The organism is Streptomyces sp. NPDC005566, from assembly GCF_040605575.1.
GTDB lineage: Bacteria > Actinomycetota > Actinomycetes > Streptomycetales > Streptomycetaceae > Streptomyces.
Genome location: NZ_JBEXDB010000017.1, coordinates 185,573 through 197,273, shown reverse-complemented (window position 1 = coordinate 197,273; position 11,701 = coordinate 185,573). Strand labels below are relative to the sequence as shown.

Genomic DNA, 11,701 nt, shown 5'->3' with positions numbered 1-11,701 from the left:
GAGGAGTTGTCGGGGTTGGGTGCGCGGGTGACTGTGGTTGCTTGTGATGTGGCTGATCGCGACGCTCTGGCCGCGGTGATCGCTGGTGTTCCGGAACAGTGGCCGCTCAAGGGAATTGTGCATGCGGCGGGTGTGGTGGATGACGGGTTGTTGGAGGGTTTGTCGGGGGAGCGTTTGGTGTCGGTGATGGCGCCGAAGGTGGATGGGTTGGTGAATCTGGACGTGGTGACGTCGGGTTTGCCGGTGGAGTGGTTGGTGGTGTTCTCGTCGTTGGCGGGGACGGTGGGTAGTGCGGGTCAGGGTAATTACGCGGCGGCGAATGCGTGTGTGGATGGGTGGGTGGAGTGGCGTCGTGGGCGTGGTTTGCCGGCGGTGTCGGTGGCGTGGGGTCCGTGGGCTGAGGGGGGTATGGCTGCTGGCGGTGTGGTGGTGGAGCGGTTGCGGCGTGGTGGGGTGCGTCCGTTGGGCGTGGAGGGTGCGTTGCGGGTGTTCGGTGAGGCGGTTCGTGGTGGTGTGGATGTGACGGTGGCGGATATCGACTGGGAGCGGTTTGTTCCCGGGTTCGTGTCGGCGCGTCCCAGTCGTCTGCTGGCGGAGCTTCCGGAAGCGGTCGCTGGCGTACCTGCGTTGCCGGCCGATGGCGGTGGAAGGAGCCTGCGGGAAGAGCTTGAGGGTGTGCCGGAGGGCAGGCGGCGTCAGGTGCTGCTGGATCTGGTGCGAGGTCAGGCAGCTGCGGTACTAGGTCATTCCGGGGTGCAGGCGGTGGAGCCGGATCGTGCGTTCCGGGATCTGGGCTTCGACTCGTTGATGGCGGTCGAACTGCGCAACATGCTGTCCGCGCGGACCGGGCTGCGACTGCCCACCACCCTCGTCTTCGACCACCCGACGCCTGAAGCCCTCGTCGACCACCTCCGTGCGGAACTGGCCGGTACGGGAGTGGCGGCGGCGTCCGGTGCGGTGGCGCCGTCGGCGGGAGCCGATGAGCCTCTTGCGATCGTCGGGATGGCGTGCCGCTTCCCGGGCGGGGTGGGATCGCCCGAGCAGTTGTGGGATCTGGTCGCCGATGGGGTGGACGGGCTGTCCGTGTTCCCGGTGGACCGGGGATGGCCGGCGGGGGTGTCCGGCGTCGCGAGCGGTGTGGGCGGGTTCATCCATGACGCGGCCGAGTTCGATGCGGGCCTGTTCGGGATCTCGCCGCGTGAGGCGCTCGCCATGGATCCGCAGCAGCGGCTGCTGCTGGAGACCGCGTGGGAGACGTTCGAGTCGGCGGGGATGGATCCGCGATCGCAGCGTGGCCGCAGTGTGGGGGTCTTCGCCGGAACCAACGGCCAGGACTACGCACAGGTCCTCGCTGCATCGCAGGACGCCGGTGACGGCCACGCGGCTGTCGGGAACGCGGCGGCAGTGCTGTCCGGCCGGGTCTCGTACGCGTTCGGGCTCGAAGGCCCCGCAGTCACGGTGGACACGGCGTGCTCGTCGTCGCTGGTCGCACTGCACTGGGCGGGGCAGGCACTGAGGGCCGGTGAGTGCGAACTCGCCCTGGCCGGTGGTGTGACGGTGATGGTCACCCCGGGAGCGTTCGTGGAGTTCGACCGGCAGGACGGTCTGGCGTCGGACGGCCGGTGCAAGGCGTTCGCCGCGAGTGCCGACGGGACGGGCTGGGGTGAGGGAGTCGGTCTGCTGCTGGTGGAACGGCTCTCCGACGCACAGCGCAACGGACACCGGATCCTTGCGGTGGTGCGGGGCAGTGCGGTGAACCAGGACGGCGCGAGCAACGGTCTGACCGCACCCAACGGCCCTTCCCAACAGAGGGTGATCCGACAGGCCCTCGCCAACGCCCACGTCACTGGCGCGGACGTCGACGTCGTGGAGGCGCACGGCACCGGAACCCGTCTCGGCGACCCGATCGAGGCGCAGGCGCTGCTGGCCACCTACGGCCAGGACCGTAGCGAGGGCGACGAGCCGCTGTGGCTCGGCTCCGTCAAGTCGAACATCGGGCACACCCAGGCGGCCGCCGGCGCGGCGGGCGTGATCAAGATGGTCATGGCTCTGCGACACGGTCTGATGCCGGCGACGCTCCACGTCGACGCCCCCTCCCCCCAGGTGGACTGGTCCGCGGGCGCGGTGGAACTCCTCACCGAGGCGCGTCCGTGGCCCGAAGCGGACCGTCCGCGCCGAGCGGCCGTGTCCTCGTTCGGCATCAGCGGCACCAACGCACACGTCATCCTGGAGCAGGCTCCGGAGTCCGTCGAGCGGGAGCCGGTGGTCGAGCCGTCGGTGATGCGTTCCGGGCTGGTGCCGTGGGTGGTGTCGGCGAAGTCCGATGCGGCATTGCGGGCGCAGGTGGAGCGGCTGCGGTCGTTTGCTGCGGAGTGTCCGGAGCTGGATCCGGTGGATGTCGGCTGGTCTCTGGCGACGACCCGTGCCGCGTTGGAGCACCGCGCGGTACTGGCCGGGGACACGACGCTCGCCACCGGTATCGCCCGAGAGGGCCGGACCGCCTTCCTCTTCACCGGTCAGGGTTCGCAGCGCGCAGGGATGGGCCTGGGGCTGTACGAACAGTTCCCGGTGTTCGCCGAAGCCTTCGACGCGGTCTGCGCACGGCTCGACGTACGCCTGGAACGTCCGCTGCGTGAGGTCCTGACCGACGGCGTCGACCTGGACCACACCGTGTGGGCCCAGGCCGGCCTGTTTGCGCTTGAGGTTGCGCTGTTCCGGCTCGTCGATTCGTGGGGCGCGACCCCGGACGTACTGCTGGGTCACTCCCTGGGCGAGATCACCGCAGCGCACGTGGCCGGGATCCTCGACCTGGACGACGCGTGCGTCCTGGTCGCGGAGCGCGGTCGGCTGATGCAGGCGCTACCGGCCGGTGGCGGGATGCTCGCCGTGCAGGCCACCGAAGCCGCCGTCGCGGACTCCGGCCTGGACGTCGCCGCCGTCAACGGCCCGAACTCCGTAGTCCTGTCCGGCTCCACCGAGGCCATCGAGTACTACGCAACCCAATGCGCCGCCCGCGGTCTGCGGTTCAACGTGCTGTCGGTGTCGCACGCGTTCCACTCCGCGCTGATGGAACCGATGCTGGACGAATTCGCGACGGTCCTGTCCGGACTGACCTTCCACCCGGCCGAGATCCCGGTGGTGTCGAACCTGACCGGTGCGGTCGCCGAGCCCGGTGTCATGCAGCGGCCGGAGTACTGGCTGAGCCAGGTGCGGCAGCCGGTGCGTTTCGCCGATGCCGTAACGGCGCTCGAAGCGATGGGTGTGACGCGGTACGTGGAACTCGGCCCGGACGGCGTTCTGTCGGGCATGGCCCAGGACACCGCCGCCGACGCTCAGTTCATCCCCGTCCTGCGCAAGGACCGCGATGAGACCGACACTGTGGTCACCGCGATCAGCCGTTTGTGGGCGTCCGGAGTCGATGTCGACTGGACGGCGCTGTTCGCTGGTTGGGGCGGCAGGGTGGTTGATCTGCCGACCTACGCCTTCCAGCGTGAGCGGTTCTGGCCGGAGCTTTCGGTGACGGCTGCTGCGGGTAGCGGTGGCGGTGAGCTGGTGGATGCCGCGTTCTGGGACGCGGTGGAGCGTGAGGACCTGGAGGAACTCGCGGGTCTGGAGTCGGCACTGCCGGCCTTGTCCGCGTGGCGACAGCGCCACCAGGAACAATCGACGCTCGACTCGTGGCGTTACCGGATTTCCTGGAAGCCGTTGGACGGCCTGGCGTCGTCGGCGGTACTGACCGGGGTATGGGCGGTCGTCGGCACCGAAGACCCCGAGGTGTCCGCCGCATTGGAGGCCGCGGGCGCGACCGTGGTCGGTCTCCCGGCCGAGGAGGTGTCGGGGCTGCCTGACCTGGCCGGCGTGATCCTGACTGCGTCCGGGGTAGCGGAGACGCTCGCCGTGGTGCAGGCGCTGGGCGAGGTCACAGCTCCGCTGTGGGTGCTTACACGGGGTGCGGTGTCCGTGGGTGGTTCAGACCGGCTGGTGGACCCCGGCCTTGCCTCGGTGTGGGGTCTGGGCCGGGTCGCGGCGCTGGAGGTGCCGAGCCGCTGGGGTGGTCTGATCGACCTGCCGGCACGGCTGGACGCCCGGGCAGGTGCCCGGCTGGTGGGTGTTCTGGCTTCTGGTGGTGTTGAGGATCAGGTGGCGGTCCGCGAGTCCGGGGTGTTGGCCCGGCGGCTGGCCCGTGCGACATCTGCCGCAGTGGCGGGGACCCCGTGGAACCCGGATCCGTCCGGCACCGTGCTGGTCACCGGCGGCACGGGCGCTTTGGGTGTGGAGGTGGCCCGCTGGCTGGCGGGTCGGGGTGTGCCGCACCTGGTGCTGACCGGTCGCGGCGGTGTCGCCCCGGCCGGTCTGGTCGAGGAACTGGCCGAGCTGGGCGTACGGGTCACGGTCGCCGCCTGCGACGTGGCCGACCGCGATGCCCTGGCTGCGGTGATCGCTGGTGTTCCGGAACAGTGGCCGCTCACCGGCATTGTGCACGCGGCCGGTCTCGACCTTCCGCAGCGGCTCGAGGAAGTCACCCCCGAGGCTTTCGCCTCGGTGCTGCGGGCCAAGGTCGACGGAACCAAGCACCTGGACGAACTGACCGCGGATCTGCCGCTGGACCTGTTCGTGGTGTTCTCCTCGATCGCCGCGACGTGGGGCAGCGGAGGCCAGAGTGCGTACGCGGCAGGCAATGCCTTCCTCGACGCCTGGGTGCAGCACCGCCGCGACCGTGGGTTTGCGGGGACGTCGGTGGCGTGGGGCCCGTGGGCAGGGGCGGGGATGGCCGCGGATCCCGAGGCGGCTCAGAGTCTGCGCCGCCGGGGCCTGGCACCGATGGACCCGGCCCTGGCGATCCGGGCCCTGGCCGAGGCCGTCGACCACGGTGACAGCAGCCTCACCGTCGCCGACGTCGACTGGACACGCTTCGCCGAAGCCTTCACACTCCTGCGGCCCAGCCCGCTGCTCCGCGACTTCACCGGAACAGCGAAAGCCCTGAACGAGTCCCGGGACGAGGACGGTGGTGCGAGCGCCGCCGATCTGCGTGCACGACTGGCTTCGATGAGCCCTCAGGAGCAGGAGGCGGAGCTGTTGGAGATGATCCGCCGCGTCATCGGTGCCGTGCTCGGTTACAAGTCCGTGGAGGACATCGACAGTCGGCCGTTCCGGGATCTCGGGTTCGACTCGCTGACGGCGGTCGAGTTCCGCAATGTGCTGGCGAAGGACAGCGGGCTGCGGCTCGCCTCGACGATCGTGTTCGACCATCCGACGCCGGCCGTGCTCGCGCGTCACCTGCTCGACGAGCTGGACGGGAGCGGCGCCGACGCGGCCGAGCCCATGATCAGCGCGCTGGACGAGCTCGATGCGGCCTTCGCCGACGGCCGGACGGACGGACTGGTCCGGGCACGGGTGACGGTACGGCTGCAGGCGTTCCTGGAGAAGTGGACGGCAGGCGAGGTGGCGGACGGGGGCGAGTCCCTGGCCGCGCGGATGGACGCGGCCGGTGACGACGAACTCATCGCCCTCATCGAGAAGGAGCTCAGCGACGGCGGGGAGTAACCCGGCCGGACGCGCAGGCGCCCGCCACGGATACGAACCGTGGCGGGCGCCGTCGGCGTGTCGGTGGAAACAGGCGTGTCGACGGAAACAGGCGTGTCGGTGGAAACAGGCGTGTCGGTGGGAACAGCGTCTCCGCCGCCCGCTAAACGGTGCGCGGTGGCGTGGCGAGCGCCGGATCCTGGTCGAGGATCGCACGGTACCGGCGCTGGACCTGCAGCCCCGGCTGCAGGCCGAGGTCGTCGCGGAGACGTTGGCGCAGCCGGTGGAACACGTCGATCGCCTCGGCCTGCCGATCCGCCCGGTACAGCGCGAGCATCAGCAGGTCGTGCAGCCCCTCGCGCAGCGGATGCTGGGCGGCCAGGCTCTTCAATTCGGAGGCGACCGCGTGCTCTTCGCCGAGGGCCAGCCGAGCGGCCATGAGATTCTCGTGCACGGCGACGCGGCTGTCGTTGAGCCACAGCATCGCGGACCGGCAGTGCGCGCCCGGCCCGGCGTCCAGCAGGACCGGTCCCCGCCACAGGCGCAGCGCCTGTTCGAGGTGTTCGACCGCGGCCTGCGGGTGGTCGGCGATGCGCTGGGCGCCGCTGGAGGCGAGGCGGTGGAAGCGATCCGCATCGATCGCGTCGGGGCTCAGATCCAGCAGATATCCCTGGCTCACCGTCCGCAGGGCGTCCGGGCAGCCGGCCTCCTCGAGCAGCCGGCGCAGCCGGGCGATGTGGGCCTGCAGGGTGTTCTTGCTGGTGCGTGGCGGGCGGTCGTCCCACAGTTCGTCGGCCAGATCCTGGTAGGACACGACGGATCCGACGTTGAGGGCGAGCAGAGCGAGGATCGCGCGCACCTTGGTGCCGCTCACCGGGAGACGTCGTCTCCCGGTCACTGTCAGCGGGCCGAGTATGGCTACTTCCATCGGAACTCTCCGCCTGGCCGATGTTGTCATTGGCACGCCGACGCATGATCGACGTAGCCCATGCTTGTCGGAAGGCGGAGGCGTCGTCAACAGCCGACGCCCCGTATATCCACCGGTGGACCCCCCTATTCACGGTCGGGGTCCGTCACGTCGGCGGAGGCATCGAACGGGCGTCGGGGAAGCTCGCGGCCTGCCGCGTCCGGCCCTTCTACAGGGGGATGTTGGTGTGCTTGCGGTGCGGCGGTGTCATGCGTTTGGTGCGCAGCGCCCTGAGCGCGCGCAGCACGGCCGACCGGGTCTCCGACGGCAGGATGACGTCGTCGAGGCTGCCGCGTTCGGCTGCCATGTAGGGGGTGAGTACGGTCTCCTCGTACTCCTCGATCAGCTCGTCCCGCAGCACGACAGGATCGTCGGCGGCACCGAGTTGGCGGTGGCACAGCATGTCGACGGCGCTGGCGGCGCCCATCACACCGATCGACGCGGTGGGCCAGGCGAAGCTCATGTCGGCACCGAGCTCCTTGGATCCCATCACCGCGTACCCGCCGCCGAACGCCTTGCGGACGATGACGGTCACCTTCGGCACCGTCGCCTCGATGTAGGCGAAGCCCAGCTTGGCGCCGCGCCGGACGATGCCCTGATGTTCCTGGGCGGTGCCGGGCAGGAAGCCGGGGACGTCGACCAGGGTCACGATGGGGATGTTGAACGCGTCGCAGAACCGTACGAAGCGCGCGGCCTTCTCTGCGGCCGCGATGTCGAGCGCCCCGGCCAGGTGCAGCGGCTGGTTGGCGACGACGGCGACGGTGCGCCCCTCGATCCGGCCGAACCCGCAGATGATGTTCGGCCCGAAGCTCGGGTGCACCTCCAGCAGGTCGCCGTCATCGACCACACGTGCGACCACCTCGGACATGTCGAACGCTTCCCGCTGCGCGTCGGGCAGTATCGAGTCGAGCTCGAGGTCGTCGGGCGTGACGTCCACGACCGCGGCGGACCGATATGCCGGCGTCTCGTCCAGGTTGTTGGACGGAAGGAAGGACAGCAGGTCCCGTACGTAGTCGAGCGCCTCGGCCTCGCTGTCCGCCACGTAGTGCGCGTTGCCGGTGACCGAGGCGTGCACCTGTGCGCCCCCGAGGTCCTCCAGGCGGACCGGCTCGCCCGTGACTGCGCGGATGACCTCCGGGCCGGTCACGAACATGTGTGACGTCCGGTCGACCATCACGACGAAGTCGGTGCAGGCCGGGACGTAGACGGCGCCGCCCGCACAAGGGCCCATGATCAGTGAGATCTGCGGGATGACGCCGGAGGCGGTGACCACCTTGTTGGCTATCCGGCCGTACGCGGCCAGCGACAGCACACCCTCGGCGACGCGCGCGCCACTGGAGTCGTTGATGGCGACGACCGGGCAGCCGGTCTGCAGGGCGAGGTCGAGCAGTTTGCCGACCTTCTCGCCGAAGACCTCGCCGACGCTGCCGCCCAGGGCAAGTGCGTCCTGGGCGTAGACGCACACCTTGCGGCCGTCCACGGTGCCGTAGCCGGTGATGACGCCGTCGCCGCTGGGCCGCTCCGTGTCGGCGGCGAAGCCGGTCGAACGGTGCCGGGCGAGCAATCCGGTCTCCACGAACGAGCCCTCGTCCAGCAGGTGTTCCAGGCGGTCCCGGGCCGTCATCCGACCGAACCGGGCGAGGCGGCGGACCGTGCGGTCGGGGACGTGACGGGCCGCCTCGCGCCTGGCCCGCAGGTCGGCGACCTTGCCGGCGGTGGTGCCCGACTCCTTCGAAGGTGCCGGGCCCTCGCTCCCGTTCACCGTTCCCCGACCGGAGGCGCGATGTTCTCCGGCCGCGCGCACTTCGAGGTAACCGGGTTCGTCCATAGTCGTCTCCTCGCCACACGAGCATGCTGGCGCACCCCGCTGTCCGCTCTCTGACCGGCTGTGGAAAATTCGCTGACACAACGCTGAAAGCGGTCACGTGTCAGAGGACCGTCAGCCGAATTTCAGCGCCCCCTGCCATTCTTTGGCGCATGACGCGTGCCGCGGTAATCAGTGGGCTGGGCGGCTGGTTGCCCCCTCGGATGGTGATGAACGGCGATCTGCCGGCCGAACTCGGCACCTCCGACCACTGGATCCGCACCCGTACCGGAATCACACGCCGTCACTACGCCGCACCCGGCTCCGCGACGTCCGACCTCGCCGTCGAGGCCGGGGCGAGGGCCCTGGCCTCCTCCGGCGAGCCGACGGTGGACGCCGTGGTCCTGGCCACGACCACGCCCGACCGGATCTGCCCGGCCACGGCACCCGAGGTCGCGACACGGCTGGGCCTCACCGGCGCCGCGGCCTTCGACATGAACGCCGCGTGCACCGGGTTCCTGTACGGACTCGCCTGTGCGGCCGGTCTGATCGCCACCGGCGTCGCCGACCGGGTACTTCTCATCGGCGCCGAGACGTACTCCGGCATCCTCGACCCGCGCGACCGCGGAACGGCCCCCATCTTCGGCGACGGGGCCGGCGCGGTGGTGCTCCGGGCGGGCACCCCGGACGAGCCGGGCGCGGTCGGTCACATCGATCTGGGCAGTGACGGCGACGGCGCCGGACTCATCGCGGTCGACGGCGGCGGTTCCCGGCAGCGGTTGTCCGGCAGGCCGGAGCTGGAGGGCGAGCGGTATCTGACGATGGCCGGACGTGAGGTGTTCAAGCACGCCGTCACGCGGATGGCCGACTCGTGCCGGATCGCACTGAAGCGCGCGGGCCAGGATGTCGCCGACATCGACCGGGTCGTGGCCCACCAGGCCAACATCCGGATCCTGCACCAGCTCGCCGACGAGCTGGGCGTCGACCGGGACCGCGTCGTCGCCAACATCGACCGCGTCGGCAACACCGCAGCCGCCTCCGTCCCGCTGGCGCTGCTCCACGGCGTCGCGGAGGGCGCCCTGCGGCCCGGACAGCGGACCCTGCTCACCGCGTTCGGCGCGGGCCTCACCTGGGGCTCGACGCTGCTGACCTGGCCCGATCTCGCGCTCTGCGACTAGCTGAGCGCGCTTTACCGACTGTGATGAGGAGTCATCCCATGGGGAACTCGTACGAACGGCTCACCGACATACTGGTCAACCAGTTCGAGGTACGGCCCGAGGGGATCCGACCTGACGCCACTTTCGAGGAACTCGAACTGGACTCGCTGTTCCTGGTGGAACTCACGCTGGTCGTCAAGCGGGACCTCGACGTGGAGATCGACGAGGACGCTGCGACCCCGCGCAGCACGGTCGCCGACGTCGTGAAGCTGATCGAAGCCCAACTCGACCCCGCGTCATGACCACCGGTGTCGTCGTCACGGGCCTGGGGCTGGTGACCGCCGCAGGCGTCGGCACCGAACCGGCCTGGCGCGCGGTGTGCGCCGGGAAGTCGACCGCTGCCACCGACCCGGCGCTGGCCGGGCTGCCGGTCGACTTCTCCTGCCGCGTGCCCGAGTTCGACGCCCGCGCACTGCTGGGCCGTCGCGCGACCATGCTGTACGACCGATTCGTGCAGCTGGGGCTCATCGCCGCGGACGAGGCCGTCGCGGACGCCGGGCTGGATCCGGCCACGTGGGACGGTACCCGGGTCGGCGTCGTCGTCGGCTGCGGCGTGGGTGGCGCCGGTACCTGGGAGACGCAGCACGCGACGTTCCGCGACGACGGGCCCGATCGGGTGTCGTCGTTGCTGATGCCGATGATGCTCCCGAACATGGTCGCCGGGCACATGGGCATCCGGTTCGGGGCGACGGGCCCGAACCTCATGACCGCCACGGCGTGCGCGTCCGGGGCGACCGCCATCGGCGTGGCCCGCGACATGCTGCGCCAGGGCGTGTGCGACATCGTTCTGGCGGGCGGCACCGAGGCTGCCGTGGTGCCGCTCATCGTCACCGGCTTCAGCCGGATGCGCGCGCTGTCGACCCGCGGGGAATCGCCGGCGACGGCGTCGCGCCCGTTCGACACCGACCGCGACGGATTCGTCATCGGGGAGGGGAGCGGGATCCTCGTCCTCGAACGCGCCGACCACGCCGCGGCGCGCGGCGCCCGGGTCCGGGCCAGGCTCGTCGGTTACGGCGCCTCCGCCGACGCGTACCACGCGACCGCCCCCGACCCGACCGGCGCCGGTGTGGAGCGGGCCGTCCGCGCCGCCCTCCTCGACGCCGGTGCCGTTCCGTCAGACGTGGACCACGTCAACGCGCATGGCACGTCGACGCCGCTGAACGACCTGGCCGAGGCCAGGGTCCTGGCCCGCTGCCTCGGTCACGGCCCCGCGGTCACCTCGACCAAGGGCGTCCTCGGGCACACGCTCGGCGCCGCCGGGGCGATCGAGGCGGCCCTGGCGGTGCTGACACTCGAGAACGGGCTGATCCCGCCCACGGCGAACCTCGAGAGCCAGGACCCGGAGATCGACGTCGACGTGGTGGCCAAGGAGGCCCGGCCCGGCCCGATCGGACTGGCGCTCACGAACTCCTTCGGCTTCGGCGGGCAGAACGCCGTCCTCGCCTTCGCAGCGCACTGATCGGGGGCCGCGCCGGGCGCAGGAGCACAGGCCACGGCCCTCAATAGGGGTGCGGTACGGGTTTGCGGTGCCCAACTCCCCGCCCGGAGCCCGTGCGGTAGGGGGCGGCGGCCTCGCCGCGTTCCTTCCCCGCTCGTGCGGACCGGGGAGGAGCGCGGCGGCGTCTGCCGCTGAACATCCCGGAAGAGAGCAGTCGACCCGATGACCAGTGGGAACGGTCCGCTGCGGGTCCCTGACCCGGGCCTTCAGCACTTCAGCAAGCGAGATCTCGTGTCCTGAGCTGCTGGTTGTCGTTCTCCGGGTATGGACGAAACGCCTGAAGACGAGTGCTGGAAGCCCGAGTCGGAATCGGATTTCGCTCGGGCTGCGGGCAGGTTCGGGCAGGCGAATCTGCGGTGGCGCATGCGTGACCACGTGCGGGAACCGCTGGCACCTGTCGGGTGGAAGAGCGGCTGGCAGCGGGCTGGATGGGGCCGGAGACCGTGATCCGGCGGCCCTGCGGTGCGGTCACCTGCAGGGCCCTCCCACGGACCAGCCGACCGTCTGCTGCCGCCGCTGCCGCTCCGGTCCCGTGCCACCGCCCGCGGCCTGCGGCCAGGCCCGTGTCGTGTTCCTCGGCCGGATCACACACTCAGCTGAAGACCGCCCGCCCGTCGGGCAGTTACCGGTCCGACGATCACGTACGAGGACTTGTCCGGACCTCGAGGGTGAAGATCAAGACAGGCGTGTTT

At 70.6% G+C, this 11,701-nt stretch carries 6 protein-coding genes; 4 read left to right on the top strand and 2 right to left on the bottom strand.

Annotated elements, in window-relative coordinates:
• The first annotated feature begins 6 nt into the window (after nucleotides 1–6).
• Nucleotides 7–5,544 (top strand): type I polyketide synthase, encoded by a 5,538-nt coding sequence (locus ABZS61_RS26170; protein ID WP_356426016.1) that lies wholly within the window; start codon nucleotides 7–9, stop codon nucleotides 5,542–5,544.
• A gap of 142 nt (nucleotides 5,545–5,686) precedes the next feature.
• Here ABZS61_RS26170 and ABZS61_RS26165 read toward each other — a convergent pair whose 3' ends face one another.
• Complete coding sequence (locus ABZS61_RS26165; protein WP_356426013.1) at nucleotides 5,687–6,451, bottom strand: AfsR/SARP family transcriptional regulator; 765 nt, start codon at nucleotides 6,449–6,451, stop codon at nucleotides 5,687–5,689.
• A 208-nt stretch (nucleotides 6,452–6,659) separates the two neighbouring features.
• Nucleotides 6,660–8,318 (bottom strand): acyl-CoA carboxylase subunit beta, encoded by a 1,659-nt coding sequence (locus ABZS61_RS26160; protein ID WP_356426010.1) that lies wholly within the window; start codon nucleotides 8,316–8,318, stop codon nucleotides 6,660–6,662.
• A 149-nt stretch (nucleotides 8,319–8,467) separates the two neighbouring features.
• Here ABZS61_RS26160 and ABZS61_RS26155 point away from each other — a divergent pair, with 149 nt between their 5' ends.
• Genes ABZS61_RS26155 through ABZS61_RS26145 form a run of 3 tightly spaced genes read left to right on the top strand, consistent with a single transcriptional unit; the run spans nucleotide 8,468 to nucleotide 10,970 of the window.
• Nucleotides 8,468–9,472 (top strand): beta-ketoacyl-ACP synthase III, encoded by a 1,005-nt coding sequence (locus tag ABZS61_RS26155; RefSeq protein WP_356426007.1) that lies wholly within the window; start codon nucleotides 8,468–8,470, stop codon nucleotides 9,470–9,472.
• A 38-nt stretch (nucleotides 9,473–9,510) separates the two neighbouring features.
• Entirely contained in the window at nucleotides 9,511–9,753 is a 243-nt protein-coding gene (locus ABZS61_RS26150; RefSeq protein WP_356426004.1) for a phosphopantetheine-binding protein, read from the top strand.
• Nucleotides 9,750–10,970, top strand: coding sequence for a beta-ketoacyl-[acyl-carrier-protein] synthase family protein (locus ABZS61_RS26145; protein WP_356426001.1), 1,221 nt, complete (start codon nucleotides 9,750–9,752; stop codon nucleotides 10,968–10,970). The genes ABZS61_RS26150 and ABZS61_RS26145 overlap by 4 nt, the downstream gene beginning before the upstream one ends.
• Nucleotides 10,971–11,701 lie beyond the last annotated feature (731 nt).

Coding starts and splice junctions, on each gene's coding strand:
- ABZS61_RS26155 (WP_356426007.1), top strand. CDS start 8,468: ATGACGCGTGCCGCGGTAATCAGTGGGCTGGGCGGCTGGTTGCCCCCT.
- ABZS61_RS26160 (WP_356426010.1), bottom strand. CDS start 8,318: ATGGACGAACCCGGTTACCTCGAAGTGCGCGCGGCCGGAGAACATCGC.
- ABZS61_RS26145 (WP_356426001.1), top strand. CDS start 9,750: ATGACCACCGGTGTCGTCGTCACGGGCCTGGGGCTGGTGACCGCCGCA.
- ABZS61_RS26150 (WP_356426004.1), top strand. CDS start 9,511: ATGGGGAACTCGTACGAACGGCTCACCGACATACTGGTCAACCAGTTC.
- ABZS61_RS26165 (WP_356426013.1), bottom strand. CDS start 6,451: ATGGAAGTAGCCATACTCGGCCCGCTGACAGTGACCGGGAGACGACGT.